We start from the raw sequence: 16,882 nt of genomic DNA, 5'->3' as shown, positions 1-16,882 counted from the left end.
GACGGATATGTATTTATGAACTAATTGTTCTTTTCAGTATACTACATCAGGGAAGGGAGAACAAGTGTTTCTTTTATACTATAGAGATTTTTTTGAGCAGACATGCTCCGATGTGCAATTCATCTCACCACCTGAAGAGGTGAGAGAATTCTTGCTACATTTGTTAAATGTATTTTAGTATAAATTTGCGGGAAATGCAATGTAGGGGAGAACGGGTAAAAGTAAACAAAAAAATAAGAGTAAAATTAGACGCTTTGCCAATAGATTTTTAAAAAGGAAAGTTTTATACTCTACTTACAGTTAAGACATAAACATAAGTAAAAGACATAAATAACGAAATGAACGAAAAAAAGGAGGTTCTATCATGAAATTAACAAGAGAAGGAATCAAAGAGCGTGAAGCATGGGAGAAAGCAGGCATCAATCTTCCAGGATACGATGTAGAGGCAGTTACTGAGAAAGCGAAGAAGGAGCCAGGCTGGGTACATTTCGGAATCGGAAATATCTTCCGTGTATTTATCGGAGGTATTGCAGATGGTCTTCTGGAAGGGGGAGTTCTTGACAGAGGCATCACATGTGTAGAGACCTTTGATTATGATGTAGTAGATAAGATTTACGCGCCATATGACAACCTTGGCTTAAATGTCATTCTCCACGGTGATGGAACCCGTGAATACAAAGTTCTTGGGGCGCTTGCAGAAGCAGTGAAAGCACAGTCATCTGATGCTGGACAATGGGACCGCCTGAAAGAAATTTTTGCGGCTAAATCCCTGCAGCTGGTTTCCTTCACTATCACAGAAAAGGGTTATGCACTCCAGAAAGCAGACGGAACATGGTTCCCGTTTGTGGAAGCAGATATTAAGAACGGACCGGATAAGGCAACGGGAGCAATGGCAGTTCTTGTGGCTATGCTGAATGAGAGATATAAAGCAGGGAAATATCCGATCGCCCTGGTATCCATGGACAACTGCTCACAGAACGGCGCCAAGCTTCGTGAGTCCGTGCTGACTATGACAGAGGAATGGCATAAAGCGGGCTTCGTAGATGATGGCTTCGTAGATTATGTAACGGACGAGAAGGTGGTTGCATTCCCGTGGACCATGATCGACAAGATCACACCTCGTCCAAGCGAGCAGATCGCAGCAGACCTTGAGAAGCTTGGCGTTGAAGACATGCAGCCGGTGATCACAGGAAAGAAGACATACATAGCACCATTTGTTAATGCTGAGAAGCCACAGTATCTTGTTATCGAGGACAGCTTCCCTAACGGACGCCCTGCTCTGGAAAAAGGCTTCGGCGTATACATGGCGGACAGAAATACCGTCAATCTTTCCGAGAGAATGAAAGTAACCGTATGCCTGAATCCTGTACATTCCGCAACCGGCCCTCTTGGTGTGGTACTTGGCTATGATCTGTTTGCACATATGCTGAACACCAACGAAGATATGATGAAAATGGCCCGTATGGTTGCTTATGACGAGGGACTTCCGGTAGTTGCAGATCCTGGAATCCTTTCCCCGCAGGCATTTGTGGATGAACTCTTTAATGACCGTTTCCCGAATGAGTATCTTGGAGATACCAACCTTCGTCTGGCTGTAGATGTGTCCCAGATGGTAGGTATCCGTTTTGGTGAGACTGTAAAAGCATATGTGAAGAAATTTGGAGATGCTTCCAGACTGACAGCAATCCCGCTTGGAATCGCAGGATGGCTGAGATACATGCTGGCTGTAGATGATGAAGGAAACAAATTTGAGCTTGCACCGGACCCGATGAATGAGGAACTTCAGGAGCAGCTTGGAGATATCGTGATCGGAAAACCGGAGACCTTTAAGAATCAGCTGAAGCCGATCCTTTCCAATGAGAGACTGTTCTTCACAGACCTCTATAAAGATGGTGTCGGAGAGAAGATCGAGGACATGTTCCGTGAGATGATCGTCGGCCCCGGAGCTGTAAAGGCAACTATTCATAAATATGTAAAATGAAACATCAGGGTTCAAAAGTCAGACAGCAATCCGTAAGCAGTGAATAAAGAGAAATGAGGTAAATGGAAAGATGACAGAACCGGTATTTGCGGCAGATCCGTTAAGACTGTTGATCGCGGCAGCAGCAGGAATTTTATTATTATTGTTACTTATCATAAAATTTAAGATCCACCCGGTTTTATCCCTGCTGATCGCTGCACTGGTTATCGGGCTTGGCGCCGGAATGCCGGTTCCAACGCTGGTAAGCACTGTGGAAAACGGCGCAGGAGAAACCTTACAGGGAATCATACTCCTGATCGGACTGGGCTCTCTGTTCGGTGGGATATTGGAAGTGTCCGGCGGCGCACAGTGCGTTGCTCAGACACTGATAAACAAATTTGGTGAGAAAAAAGCGGGAATCGCTCTTGGGATCACAGGACTTGTGGTAGGAACTACGGTATTCTTTGAGGCTGGCGTTGTGATCCTGATCCCTCTGGCATTCGGACTTGCGAAGAAAACAAAGAAATCTACTTTATATTATGTGATTCCTCTTCTCGCCGGACTTGCCACCGGATTTGCATTTATACCGCCATCAGCAGGATCTGTTCTGGTGGCAAATATGCTGAATGTGGATCTCGGAGTGATGATCGCGGTAGGTGTGCCTGTGGGCATTTTATCATTGATCTTTGCAGGAATTTTATGGTCCAAATTTATCGGCAAAAAGATCAATACAGGGCTGCCCTCCAATATCCAGGAGGTACGTGAGGAAGAAGAAGCCAATCTTCCGAAGTTTTCTACAGTATTATGTATCATTCTTGTTCCGCTGGTACTGATCCTGTGCAATACAGTTTCTGAATATATTCCGGGACTTGATGTGGTCCGTCCGGTTCTGCAGTTTCTGGGAACGCCTTTTGTGGCACTGATCATAGCAGTATTGCTTGCCATGTATTTTCTCGGAAAGAAACAAGGCTACAATGGAGAGCAGTTAAAGAAGATCCTGGATCGTTCTCTGAAGCCTACCGGACAGATCCTTCTGGTCATCACTGGTGGAGGTATCATCCGCTGGGTGCTGCAGGACTGCGGTATGGGAAATATTATAGGACCAGCCCTGGAAAAAAGCGGACTTCCGCTTGTACTGGTTGCATTCCTTATTGCAGCTCTGATCCGTGCATCGGTTGGTGCGGCAGTTGTGGCTATGACAATGGCAGCAGGAATTATGGCTGCTATGCCCGGAGTTGCAGACCTGACACCGGTTTATTTGGCAGCAATGGTCTGTGCCATCAACGGCGGTGCAACAGCATTCAGCCATGTAAATGACTCCGGATTCTGGCTGGTAGGTTCCCTTCTTGAGATTGATGAGAAAACAACCCTGAAATCCTGGACAATGATGGAAACCATCGTAGGAGTAACAGGTCTGGTCTGTGCTGTTGTGATCAGCCTGTTTGCATAGGAGAGTAGACAAAAATGATAGTAAAAGTAATTTTAGGCACAATGCAGAATGCAAGAAAGCTGGTAAGTATTGCAGAATCCATCCCCTATGATGTAGAATTATGTTATGGCCGTTATGTTGTAAATGCGAAGTCTATGCTTGGTGTCTTAAGTATGCCTGAGTTTGACGAGGGAGAGCTTCATATACATACAGATAATGAGAAAGAATGCGAGAAGATCCTTTTTCAGCTGCTTGATCAGAACCTTATTGTGGACACAGGAGATGCTGTGAAAAGATCCATCTATGATATCACAACCTTTGGTGAGATCCTGATCGATTTTACATCTCAGGATATCAATGAGGATGGACAGATGCTGTATGCCAGAAATCCGGGCGGTGCACCAGCCAATGTTGCAGTTGCAGCAAGCAGACTGGGAGCTCATACTGCATTTATCGGTAAAGCAGGAAAAGATATGCACGGAAAGTTCCTGAAATCTGTTCTTGAGAAAGAAAGCGTGGATACCAAGGGTATGCTCCTAGACGAAAATTATTTTACTACACTGGCTTTTGTGGAAGTCAGCGAGACTGGAGAGAGGACTTTCTCTTTTGCAAGAAAACCGGGAGCGGATACGAAGATCCAGAAGGAAGAAGTGGATGTGGATGTGCTGGATCATACCCATATTTTTCATGTTGGATCCCTGTCCCTGACGGATCAGCCTGCAAGAGATACCACGTTTTATGCGGTAAAAAGAGCAAAAAACAAGGGCAGCGTGATTTCTTACGATCCCAATTACCGTGCATCTCTGTGGCTGGATGAAAAGACAGCGAAGAAGCATATGAGAAGCCTGGTTTCCTATGTGGATCTTATGAAGATTTCGGATGAAGAGACAGAACTTCTGACAGATCATAAGGATGTCCGGGAAGCAGCAGAAGCACTGTACAGCCAGGGCGTGAAAGTTGTGGCAGTTACACTTGGCGGCGAAGGAGCATATCTTTACGGCAAGGATGGCGGCTGTATGGTACCGGGATTTGCAGTGAAACAGATCGCAGACACGAACGGAGCCGGAGATTCTTTCTGGGGCGGTTTCCTGTACAAAGTCAGCACAGCAGAGAAACATCTGGACGAGCTGACCCAGGAGGATCTGAAGGAATTTGCCCGTTTCGGCAATGCAGTGGCCAGTCTCTGCGTGGAGAAAAAAGGTGCGATCCCGGCAATGCCGGAGCTTGCACAGGTGGAACGCAGAATTGCAGAGTGATCGTATTCATAAAACTGTAGCAGAGTTGAATCTAAATTGCGAAGCGATTGTGTTTATGAGTATGTCAGATTTATGAAAGGATGGGGTTTTGAAATGAATTTAAAAGATCAGATGAACGGAGTTCAGCACGTAGGCGTGCCAACCAATGATATTGAGACAACCATTAAATTTTATGAGGCACTGGGATTTAAGATCGCTTTCCAGACGGTGAACGAGGCTGCCAATGAGAAGGTTGCTTTCCTGAAGCTTGGAAATCTTGTGATCGAGACTTACGAGAACAAAGCAGCAAAAATGGAATCCGGCGCCATTGACCATGTTGCCATTGATGTGAAGGATGTGGAGAAAGTCCACGAGCTGGTGACAGCAGCAGGACTGAATACCACCAATGACGAGGTGCATTTTCTGCCGTTCTGGGAGAATGGCGTGAAATTTTTTACTATTGAAGGCCCGAATAAGGAGAAGGTGGAGTTCAGCCAGTATTTATAAAATGTGTAAGTCAGTTAAGTCTCCTGCAAGAATGTGGGTACCTGTCTTAATGGGAATTTACAATACAGTAAAAATACGCTAGAATAGAATACTGTTAATATTCATCTAAATAAAAAAGATCTATAAGAACAGGAGTATATACATGCTGGGACTTAAACCAATAAAGACTTTACCCATAAGAGAAAAGATTGCGGCGAATCTCAGAGAGGCAATTCTTTCAAAAAAAATTCCGGCGGGGGAAATTCTGACACTGGAAAGTACTGCGCAGGAACTTGGAGTGTCCATTACACCTACAAGAGAAGCCTTTCAGATTCTGGCAAGAGATGGACTTCTGGAACTGGAGCGAAATAAACGTGCAGTAGTTCTTGGAGTGAATGAAAAAACGATCCGCGAACATTTTCAGGTGCGGGCGGCACTGGAAAGTGAAGCCTGTGTTTTGTGTTGTGAAAATAAGATCGATCTTCAGAGGATTGATCAGATCCTCAAGGTTTCCAGAGAAGAGATAGAAAAAGGTGATTTTGAAAGTTATTCAAGTCTCAATCAGACTTTGCACATGGAATTATGGACAGCAGCAGGAAATGATAAACTTAAAAATATGTTGTCAGAACTGTGGAACGGACTGTCCAGAGGCGTACTGGTAAATGAAGAAGAGTACGTAAGAAAATCTCTGAAAGAGCATGAGGAAATTGTAGAAAGTATTCGAAAAGGTGATTCTATGGAATGTTATCTGCGTATGCAGAAACATATAAAAAGCAGTTGTGAGAACTTTGTGCAACGGTATAATTAGGCTGTAGAAATCACCATTTTTCTGTAAAAAGTATACAAAAACAGAACAGATAATTTTTACAAAACGCCGAAATTGTTAATTGTTATTGACAGTTACGGCGTTTTTCACTATTCTTTATGTATACAATATAAAAAATAAAAAATAAAAAGTAAAAAAGTAAAGAAAGGCGCAATGAAATGAACGACAAGAACATAATTGTGAACAAGCCGGAACCGAAACCGGGTATACTTGAGCGTAGTGATCTTTTTGCGATCGCAGTAGGAATGGTAATCGGCTCCGGAATGGTAACTCTGATCGGACCGGCAATGGCTTATACCGGTTATTCTGTATGGCTTGCTTATCTGACAGCGATTGTCATGGGATTCTTTATGGTTTTTCCGTATATTATTCTTGGTGGGACCATGCGCGTGGCAGGAGGCCCGTATTCCATCGTAACGAACCTTTCCGGAGTCAGCACCGGAGGTCTGGTAGCTTATACGAAACTGGTAACGCCGATCCTCAACAGTTCTTTTGCGTTGGCACTGGGATTGTATTTGAATAATCTCCTCCCGGGAATTACAGTGAAAGCACTGGCAATCGCAGGTGTTGTTATCCTGTTTGTTCTGAATCTTCTGGGAATGGATATTTTTGCAAAGGTAAGCAAGATATTATCAACGGTTCTTCTGATCACAATGGTTCTGTATGTTGTTTTCGGACTTACACAGATCAGACAGCCGATCTTTAATTTTTCAGGAGATAAGATGTTTACCGGCGGCTTTAAAGGCTTTATGCTGGCGGCACTTCTTCTTATCAATTCCGCAAATGGTTACTACAATGTTCTGTGGTATGGTAAAGACGCGAAAAGAGCAACGAAAGATGTTCCGTTTGCGGCAATGTCCTGCGTGCCATGTCTGCTTTTTATTTATGTGGGCCTTGCGATGGTTACAGGTGGGGTGCTTCCTCACGATGAGGTTGCAGGTGTGGAAACAATCCTTCCGGCAGCACAGGAGATCCTTCCTGGTATTGTGTATAAACTTTTTATGATCGGCGGACCGATCATGGCAATCATCACTACTTTGAATGGTGTATTTAATGATGTACGATATCCGATCGCTCAGGCTGCCAAGGATGGATGGCTGCCGAAAGGAATTCTGAAGGAAAACCGTTTCGGAGCGCCGTACCTGATCTATACCTACACACTGATCGTAGTGTTGCTTCCGATCATTTTTGATATGAGTATCGTGACGATCACAAATATTTTCCAGGTGATCACATTTTTTATGAATGTTACAGTTGTGTATGCAATTTCACGTCTTCCGAAGAAATATCCGGATACCTGGAAGAAGAACAAATTTCACCTTTCCAGTGCAGGACTTTACGTATTCTGTACCATCAGTATCATCATTTACACGATTATTTTTATAAAAGGAATTTTCAGTATTAAACTTGTATATGCAGTATCTGCTGTTATAGTTATGGTTGCATTGATCTTGATTGGTGTATATCTCACCAGAAAAGGTGGAATCCGTATCGAGACATCTATATGGCAGCCTGCAGAGGAGGAAAAAAATGAATGAATTAAATCCGTTCAAGCTGGCAAAAATGCTTGAGGAACTTGAGAACACCGTAGAATTACACAGTATTTCTGTACGGTATAAAGGAGAAAAGGTTGTTGAAGGAGCCTGGGCACCTTTCTCAATGGAAGAGCCGCAGATGCTGCATTCTTTATCAAAGATCGGAACAAGTATCTGTGTTGGATTTGCGGTGGATGAGGGAAAACTTCATCTGGAGGATAAATTTCTGGATTATGTGAGAGAAGATCTTCCGGATGAATATGATGAAGCCCTGGAAAATATTACCGTATATGATCTTCTTACCATGCAGGCCGGTTCCCCGGAATGCTGTAATAATGTATGGTTTTCCAGACTGGAAAAAGACTGGGAGAAGAACTGGCTTGGACAGCCTAAGCTGAAAGAAGATATCGGAAAAGTTTTTCATTATGATTCCGGATGCAGCTATACACTTTCCAGGATCGTGACCAAAGTTATGGGTGAAAACTGTCTGTCCATTATGCAGAAACGTGTTTTTGACAAACTTGGTTTTGGAAAGATCAACTGGCTTACAAGTCCTGAGGGACATAATACCGGCGGCTGGGGCATGTATCTGACCGCAGATCAGATTTCCACACTGGCACAGCTCCTTCTCCAGAAAGGAAACTGGAAGGGTGAGCAGCTGGTGCCACAGTGGTGGATCGAAGAGATGGGACAGTCAAGAGTCGTAATTCCCGGAGATGAGAAAAAAGCACTGACTCATTATGCATATCACATCAAAGCAGGAAAAGAGATCTTTGCGGCAGAAGGAGCATTTGGACAGTATTTGGTGTGCTTCCGGGAACTTCCGGTTGCCATTGGCATTACCGCAGGTGCGAGAGAATATCTTGCGGCAGATATCTGCCTTAAATATATGAAGGAAGCAGTTTCCATACCTTGCCCGGAAGAAAAACGGGAAGAAGGAGAGAAATATCTGGAAGCAAAAATAAAAAGCCTTTCTCTGCCACAGCCGGAAGGCAGACTGAAAACTGCGGAAAAAGAACTCAGTGGATTATTTAACCGGGAGATTATTTTTACAGAAAATCCGAGAAACATTGAAAGTGCAAAGATCATTCCGGAAGGATGTAAACTGCGTCTGGAAATGATAGTCCAGGGTGAGAAAAAGATTGCTTATGCAGGATTTAAGAGCTGGAAACAGAACGATCTTTATCCGGATGATTTTACAAAGAGATATCACAGCATTGCTTATGGAATGGATCAGGAAACGTTATATCTGTCTGTGGGACTGCTCAACACTTCCTACAGGGAAGAGTATTCCTTCTGGGTCAATTCTAAAGATACCGTGATCGCGACCTGGAGACCTAACGTTACCTATCTTCCGGAACAGCCGGATATGGTATGGAAGTTTACAGGAAACTTTAAATCCTGAAGAGAAAAAACTCAAAGTATAGACCGATAAAAATATAGCAATTCCTCCAACCTTATGATAAAAGAAACGAACAACCCGCAGGATACTGACTTGCCATCAGTGGTCCGATGGGTTGTTTTTTGTTTGGAATAAGTCTACAATAGGAAACAGAAATTTTTATTATTGTGACATAGGGAAGAAAGTGTACGATGAAAATACATTACAGAATTAAAAATAATGCAATAGAGATCGTTCGGTGTTATGGTACCGATGACCGGATCGTGCTGCCGGAAGAGATCAATGGTCTTCCGGTAGTCAGTGCGGCGCCGTATGCGTTTTCTGCACATAAGGATGGAGAAGAAGATGCAGAAACCTGGGAGAGCGAAGATGTAATTTCATTCGGAGAAGAGAGGCTTCTTGCCGGAGAGGAAGTGCAGGAGATCGTTTTTCCCGATACACTGAAGGAAATCGGAAGATATATTTTTTATGGATGCAAAAAACTGGAACGGCTGGAATTTTCGGATACCCTGATGCAGGTGGGAACCGGGGCATTTACGGGCTGTAGCGGGCTGAAGGAGCTTGTGATCCATCAGAAAAAAGGGTTCAAGTCCTGTGCAAAGGAGATCCTCGGTGAGCTGTGGCAGAAGATCGATGTGGATTTTCTGTATGAAAATGGTGAGGCAGGTGGAAAACGTGCGCATATGGTTTTTCCGGAGCATTACGATGAGGCGGTGGAGAACACGCCTGCGAGAATTTTGTTTACAGAGTATCATGGCTCCGGGACCAATTACCGGCAATGCTTCTATAATAAAGAACTGAATTTCGCAGAGTATGACAGCCTGTTTGATATGGCAGTGGTTATGGATAAGCTGGAGGTTCTGGTGGATATGAGCTTCGGACGACTTTGTCATCCGTGGCAGCTGAGTAAAAAGGCGAAGAAGCAGTATGAGGATTATATCCGGGAAAATCTTAAGGATATCGGGGAATATCTGGTGGAAAGCGGAAGCTTAAATGGTCTGGAGCTGCTTTCACGGAAAAAATTCTGGAACAGAGAGGGCCTGGAACATAGTATTGATGTGGCGTCCGGGAAGAAGGATATGGAGATTTCCGCATTTCTGATGAATGAACGCAGCCGGATGCTGAAGGAAGAGCAGAAGGTTGCCGGGGAGACAGAAAATGATGGGCGGCCAGCGAGACGGAGGAAGAAATTTCAGTTATGAGTGATATAGAAACAACTGAAAACAATAAAAATAACTTCCTGCCCGGTCAGGGATCCAATTCCCAGGAAGCAGCCCAGCGTCTCCAGGATATCGGCAGCAGCATCCTCCGGGCGGCAAGAGACGAGCTGTATCTTGGCATGCGTTTTCTGGATGTGGCGCTGAGCAGCTTTATTTATCAGATGGATGGTTCGGTCAGTCCGTTTGGAACAGACGGGGCTGTGATATACTTCCATCCGGCACAGCTTGGCGGGCTTTATAAAGAAAACAGGATTCTTGTGAATCGAGGATATCTCCATATGGTATTTCACTGCATTTTCCGGCACTTTGGGAAGCCGGGAATAGAGAAGCGTTTGTGGAATTTAAGCTGCGATATTGCAGTGGAGCATATGATCGACGGGATCTACCACCGCTCAGTCCGATATTCCAGAAGTCTTCTCCGGAGGGAAACCTACCGTCTTCTGGAAAAGGAAAAGAAGACGCTGAATGCAGAGAGAATCTACAAGATTCTGAAAGAAGAATTTCTGAAGGAAAAAGAACTGGCACAGCTTGAAAAAGAGTTCTACGTGGACGACCATAAATACTGGGCAAACCAGCAGCCCGACCGGAAACCCAATCCCCTGATGAGTAAAAAATGGGGAGATATCAGCGATGGGATCGAAACAGACCTAGGGACTTTTTCCAGGGAGTCAGGAGAGCAGGACGGAGATTTTCTGGATCAGCTGAAAATAGAGAACCGGGAACGATATGATTATCGGGAATTTCTGCGGAAGTTTGCAGTATTTCGGGAAGAACTGACTGTAGATCCGGACAGCTTTGATTATAATTTTTATACCTACGGGCTTTCCCTTTACGGGAATATGCCGCTGATCGAACCCCTGGAAACCAGAGAAGTGAAAAAAGTTTCGGAATTTGTCATTGTGATCGATACCTCCATGTCCTGTTCAGGAGAACTGGTACAGAGATTTCTGGAGGAAACCTATGGGATCTTAAGCGACAGCGGGAATTTTTTCCAGAAGGTAAATATACACATGATCCAGTGTGATGAGAAGGTGCATTCGGATGTAAAGATCACCGGTGCAGAGGAATTGCAGGAGTATATGAACAGCCTGGAACTTTACGGTGATGGAGGTACAGATTTCCGTCCGGCTTTTGCTTATGTGGAAGAGCTGATGGAAAAACGTGAGTTTGAAAATCTTAAGGGCCTGGTGTATTTTACAGACGGATACGGGATTTTTCCGGCAAAGATACCGCCATACCGGACAGCATTTGTATTTATGGAGCAGGAGCCTGAGGATGTGGATATCCCGGCCTGGGCCATGAAGCTGGTGATCACGGAGGAAGAATTGTAAAGAATTATATCCATATCTTATGTCATGAATCTGATATTTTAATCTTTTATTTTGTATATTGCTATCTGCATATCAGTTATAGTGTAGAAAATAGGTAACAACAGACAATGTTACGGAAAATATACAGAACAGGAGATTGTATGGCATGAGATATGGGTATTTTGATGAAGAAAAAAAGGAATATGTGATTACCAGGCCGGACACACCTGCTCCGTGGGTGAATTATTTGGGATCGCCGGAATACGGAGCAATCGTTTCCAATAATGCAGGGGGATACAGCTTTGCAAAATCCGGGGCGAACGGCAGAATCCTGAGATATATTTTTAATCAGTTTGATCAGCCGGGAAGATATATTTATCTCAGGGATAATGACACAAAAGATTATTGGTCAGCATCCTGGCAGCCGGTTGGCAAAGATCTCAGTGAGTATAAAAGTGAATGTCATCATGGCACAGCCTATACTAAAATGATGGCAGATTACAGCGAGATACATTCAGAGGTGAGATACTATGTACCGCTTGGGCAGTCCTACGAGGTATGGAATCTGAAAGTTACCAACTGCTCAGACAGAAAACGTGAGATCAGTGTGACTGGATATGCAGAGTTTACAAATAACAGCAATTATGAACAGGATCAGGTGAATCTGCAGTATTCCCAGTATATTACAAGAACAGTATTCTGTGGAGATCGTGTACGTCAGATGATCCATGCGAATCTGGACGGCCTTAAGGATGGGGAAGAGGTTGATAACAAGAACGTGTTCAACCGATTCTTCGGCCTGGCTGGAGAGAAGGTTTCTTCCTGGTGTGGTGACAGGGAAAAATTCCTTGGAAGATATCACGGATACAACAATCCGGCAGGGGTTGAAGCCGGTGTATTATGTAATGAGGGAAATTATAATGAAAACAGCTGTGGAGCTCTTTCAACTGTAATTACTCTGGAACCGGGAGAAAGTCGGGAAATGGCTTTTCTGGCAGGAATGAAGGAGGATAATGAAGCAGCGGAGATTATAGCACATTATGCAGACTGTGAAAAAACATGCGCGGTGGAGCTTGAAGAACTGATCAGTTACTGGCACGGACAGCTTGCACATTTTCAGATCAGAACACCAAGTCCGGAATTCGATACCATGATCAATACATGGAACGCATATAACTGTTTTATGACATTTATCTGGTCACGTGCAGCATCTTTTACTTATTGCGGACTTCGTAACGGATATGGATACCGTGATACTGTACAGGATATCCAGGGTGTGATCCATCTTGCACCCGAAATGGCACTGGATAAGATCCGTTTCATGTTGTCAGCACAGGTAGATAACGGCGGCGGTCTTCCACTTGTGAAATTCACACATAATCCGGGACATGAGGATACACCGGATGATGCGTCCTATGTACAGGAAACCGGTCATCCGGCATACCGCGCAGATGATGCACTCTGGCTGTTCCCTACTGTATACAAATATATTTCAGAGACAGGAAATTTTGCATTCATCGATGAAGTGATCCCGTTTGCAAACAAGGATGAAGGAACTGTATACGAGCATCTGAAAAGAGCTATTGACTTCTCCATGAACCATCTTGGCAGACATGGAATGCCGGCCGGCCTTTATGCAGACTGGAATGATTGTCTGAGACTTGGAAAGGATGGGGAATCTACTTTCGTTGCATTACAGTTCTATTATGCAATGACTATTCTGAAAGAGTTTGCAAAGTACAAAAAAGATGAAAAATATATAAAATACCTGGAAGAAAAACAAGAGCAGCTTGGAAAATTGATCCAGGAACTCTGTTGGAACGAAGATCGTTTTATCCGTGGGTTTACGGAGCGGGGAGAGGTTATCGGAAAGAGAACTGACCCGGAGGCAAATATGTGGCTGAATCCACAGAGCTGGGCTGTGATCAGCGGCCTTGCAACAGAGCGGCAGGCAGATATGGCTCTTCAAATGGTTTATGAAAGATTGAATACAGAATACGGTGCAATCCTTATGGATCCTCCATATCATGCAAATGCTTTCGACGGAGCACTTGCGGTTATCTACAATGCAGGAACAAAGGAAAATGCGGGAATCTTTTCACAGTCACAGGGATGGCTCATTCTGGCAGAAGCACTTTGCGGACATGGTGAGCGTGCATTTAATTATTTCCTGGAGAATGCTCCGGCAGCGCAGAATGACAGGGCTGAGATCAGACAGCTGGAGCCATACTGCTATGGACAGTTTACAGAAGGAAAAGCAAGCCCGAATTTCGGACGATCTCATGTGCACTGGTTGACAGGGACAGCATCTACTGTGATGGTAGGATGTGTAGAAGGAATTCTTGGCATGCGTCCGGATTTCTATGGCTTACGTATAGCACCATCGATTCCAAAAGAATGGGAGAAGTTTGAGATAAGCAAGGATTTCCGTGGATGTCATCTCCATATCACTGTGAAGAATCCGGGACATGTGGAAGCTGGATGTAAAAAACTCTATGTAAATGGAGAAGAACTTCCGGGTAATTATATTCCGCAGGAGAAACTTACCGGTGAGACAGAAATTGAATTCTATATGTCATGACATAATGGATATAAATTGCGAGGAGATCACATTTATGAATACAAAGTAAAATGGAATATAAATACCGTTTTATTTTGGCAGGAAGGAGATCACAGAATGAAATATATAAAATTTCAGGATAAAAATGGAAGTTTTTCCATAGAAAATCCGGAGAATTACAGCGGTTTATATATACCTCTGGCCGGAGAAAACGGATTGAAATCCGCGATCACCCCTTCTCTGGGAGGAGACAGCAAACTGGATCAGAATCATTTTCTGCTGGAACCGGTAAGCATTGAGAATCTTCATAATAATCGAAACACCAGAAATTTCTGGTGCAAGATAAAAGGAAAAGGTTACTGGTCAGCATGCGGAGTTTCGGCAGAACAGGAATTTCAGAAATATACTGATAAACAGGATAAAAGCAGCCTGGAAGCCGGATTTATGTGGCAGAAGCTGCACAGAACTTCTGAGAAATACGGACTTCAGTCAGAGATTTTGTCTTTTGTGACAGTGAAAGGTGATGCGGAGGTCCATCTTGTAAAGATTACCAATATTGAAGAGGAAGAACAGGAGATCACACCGGTTGCTGTAATACCTGTATATGGAAGAAGTGCAGACAATCTCAGAGATCACAGGCATGTGACTTCCCTTTTGCACAGGATAAGAACAACGGAGTACGGTGTTGAAGTAAAACCGGTGCTTTCTTTTGATGAAAGAGGTCATCAGAAGAATAATACTGCATATTTTGTATATGGATCTGAAGGCGAGGGAACGGAACCGGAAAGCTTTTATCCTGATGTGGAAATGTTTATCGGAGAAGGCGGTTCTTTCCTGATTCCGGAGGTGGTCAGAGAAGAGAAAAAAGGTGTTCCGGCAGGAACAGAAATTGAAGGAAAGGAAGCTGTCGGTGGTATTCGTTTTGCATCCAGGGTTCTGAGACCACATGAAACAGCTGTATATGTTGTGACAGCGGGAATATCTGAAAAAAATCAGCTGCCGGAGGAGACTGCACGGTTTTACAGAACTGAAAAACAGGTTGCAAGAGAATTTGAACATGTAAAAAAACACTGGACAGAAAAAGTGAATGTTTCTTTTGAGACAGGTGATGAGGACAGAGATAATTATCTGAAATGGATCTGTTTCCAGCCGATATTAAGAAGAATTTACGGTTGTTCATTCCTCCCGTATCATGATTATGGAAAAGGTGGAAGAGGCTGGCGTGATCTCTGGCAGGACTGTCTGGCACTTCTGATCATGGATCCTTCTGTTGTACGTCAGATGATCGTCGATAATTACGGTGGAGTACGCATCGATGGAACCAATGCCACGATCATCGGAAACAGACAGGGTGAATTTATCGCAGACCGCAACAACATTGCCCGCGTGTGGATGGATCATGCTTTCTGGCCATTTGTGACAACGCAGCTTTATATGGATCAGACCGGGGATATGAATGTCCTTTTTGAGAAGATTCCATATTTCAAGGATCTTCAGACAAAAAGAGGAACTGCGCATGATGAAAAATGGAGCAGTGCCTATGGAGAAAATCAGAAAACAGAATCCGGTGAGGTTTATTACGGAACGGTTCTGGAACACATTTTGCTGGAAAATCTCTGTGCTTTTTATGATGTAGGAGAGCACAACGAGATGAAACTTCACGGGGCAGACTGGAACGATGCCATGGATATGGCATGGGAAAATGGTGAGAGTGTGGCATTTACCTGTGCATATGCTGGAAATATGAAGAACATCGCAGAATATCTGAGAAAACTTCAGGAAAAGGAAATGTTTGACAGGATTGAAGTTGCGGAAGAAATGGAAATCCTGTTTACCGGAGACCGTGAGCTTTATGAAAGCCCGGAGAAAAAGCAGCAGCTTCTGAGACAGTACACAGAAAAATGTGCACATGATATCAGCGGAAATACTATTGTGATCCGTCTGGACCAGCTTAGCCGGAATCTGGATGAAAAGGCAGATTGGATGATGGAAAACATCCGCAGAAGAGAATGGGTAAAAGACGGAGAAAACGGCTGGTTCAACGGATATTATGATGATCATAAACGTCCTGTGGAAAGGGCAGAAAACAGCCAGGTACGTATGATGCTTACCAGTCAGGTATTTGCGATCATGAGTAAAACCGCACAGAAAGATCAGATTGAGTCTATCTGTAAAAGTGCGGATAAATATCTTTTTGACCGTCAGGCAGGAGGATATCGCCTGAATACCAATTTCCATGAAGAAAAATTTGATCTGGGAAGAATGTTCGGGTTTGCTTATGGAGAAAAGGAAAACGGAGCGGTATTTTCCCATATGGCTGTTATGTATGGCAATGCACTGTATAAAAACGGCTATGCAAAAGAAGGATATAAAGTTCTGGAAACGCTTCTGGACGCTGCCATGGATTTTGAGAACAGCAGGATGTATCCTGGAATTCCGGAATATTTTGATAATCAGGGAAGAGGATTGTATGCATATCTTACCGGTGCTGCAAGCTGGTATATGCTGACTATGATCACAGAGGTATTTGGCGTCAGAGGAGATCTTGGAGATCTGGTGATCGCGCCGGCACTGATGCCGAAGCAGTATAATGAGAATGGACAGGCATCTCTTACTATGGAATTTGCCGGAAGAAAGCTGGAGATCTGTATCTGCAATCCGGAGAAAAAACTTCCTTCAGAATATAAAATAAAAACAGTATGGTGCGATGAAAAGGAAATGAAAAACAAACAGAGTACCTGTGTACGTATAGATCGGGAACTGCTCGAAAAGCTTTCTGTAAAAGAAACACACAGGATCAAAGTGGAACTGATGTAACCGAAATCGGTTATACATAATTGTTAAATTACAGAAACAGAAGTATCAATAGGAAAACGGCATCCCACAGTTGTAAAAAGCTGCGGGATGTCGTTTTTGATG

The 16,882-nt window shown here is 43.8% G+C and carries 11 protein-coding genes; all 11 read left to right on the top strand.

Features of this window, described 5'->3' with window-relative positions; translation table 11 throughout:
- Positions 1-364 precede the first annotated feature (364 nt).
- The 11 genes from NE638_RS04525 (at position 365) to NE638_RS04475 (ending at position 16,780) form a co-directional block, all read left to right on the top strand.
- Positions 365-1,981 carry a mannitol dehydrogenase family protein gene (locus NE638_RS04525; RefSeq protein WP_015526184.1) on the top strand — a complete coding sequence of 539 codons (1,617 nt, stop codon included), beginning with the start codon at positions 365-367 and terminating at the stop codon, positions 1,979-1,981.
- A gap of 70 nt (positions 1,982-2,051) precedes the next feature.
- On the top strand, positions 2,052-3,410 hold the full coding sequence (locus NE638_RS04520; protein ID WP_173745825.1) for a GntP family permease: 1,359 nt from the start codon (positions 2,052-2,054) through the stop codon (positions 3,408-3,410).
- Between the two features lie 278 nt (positions 3,411-3,688).
- The gene (locus NE638_RS04515; RefSeq protein WP_256137116.1) at positions 3,689-4,645 is read left to right on the top strand and encodes a carbohydrate kinase family protein; all 957 of its coding nucleotides are present in this window, start codon (positions 3,689-3,691) and stop codon (positions 4,643-4,645) included.
- Positions 4,646-4,738: 93 nt separating this feature from the next.
- On the top strand, positions 4,739-5,131 hold the full coding sequence (locus tag NE638_RS04510; protein WP_015526181.1) for a VOC family protein: 393 nt from the start codon (positions 4,739-4,741) through the stop codon (positions 5,129-5,131).
- A 142-nt stretch (positions 5,132-5,273) separates the two neighbouring features.
- Positions 5,274-5,918, top strand: coding sequence for a GntR family transcriptional regulator (locus tag NE638_RS04505; protein WP_022427078.1), 645 nt, complete (start codon positions 5,274-5,276; stop codon positions 5,916-5,918).
- Between the two features lie 176 nt (positions 5,919-6,094).
- Positions 6,095-7,474: an APC family permease gene (locus NE638_RS04500; RefSeq protein WP_021652086.1), complete on the top strand. Its 1,380-nt coding sequence runs from the start codon at positions 6,095-6,097 to the stop codon at positions 7,472-7,474.
- Positions 7,467-8,876, top strand: coding sequence for a serine hydrolase domain-containing protein (locus tag NE638_RS04495; protein ID WP_015526178.1), 1,410 nt, complete (start codon positions 7,467-7,469; stop codon positions 8,874-8,876). Before NE638_RS04500 ends, NE638_RS04495 begins: the two co-directional genes overlap by 8 nt.
- A 188-nt stretch (positions 8,877-9,064) precedes the next feature.
- Positions 9,065-10,075, top strand: a complete 1,011-nt coding sequence (locus tag NE638_RS04490) for a leucine-rich repeat protein (RefSeq protein WP_173745823.1) — start codon at positions 9,065-9,067, stop codon at positions 10,073-10,075.
- Complete coding sequence (locus NE638_RS04485) at positions 10,072-11,424, top strand: vWA domain-containing protein (RefSeq protein ID WP_173745822.1); 1,353 nt, start codon at positions 10,072-10,074, stop codon at positions 11,422-11,424. The genes NE638_RS04490 and NE638_RS04485 overlap by 4 nt, the downstream gene beginning before the upstream one ends.
- Positions 11,425-11,569: 145 nt before the next feature.
- Positions 11,570-13,984 carry a GH36-type glycosyl hydrolase domain-containing protein gene (locus tag NE638_RS04480; protein WP_173745821.1) on the top strand — a complete coding sequence of 805 codons (2,415 nt, stop codon included), beginning with the start codon at positions 11,570-11,572 and terminating at the stop codon, positions 13,982-13,984.
- A 96-nt stretch (positions 13,985-14,080) separates the two neighbouring features.
- Complete coding sequence (locus tag NE638_RS04475) at positions 14,081-16,780, top strand: GH36-type glycosyl hydrolase domain-containing protein (RefSeq protein ID WP_173745820.1); 2,700 nt, start codon at positions 14,081-14,083, stop codon at positions 16,778-16,780.
- The last annotated feature ends 102 nt before the right edge of the window (positions 16,781-16,882 follow it).

The organism is Blautia sp. MSK.18.38 (assembly GCF_024460535.1).
Lineage (GTDB): Bacteria > Bacillota > Clostridia > Lachnospirales > Lachnospiraceae > Blautia_A > Blautia_A fusiformis.
The sequence above is the reverse complement of the archived record's forward strand: the minus strand, read 5'-3'. Positions and strand labels throughout refer to the sequence as shown.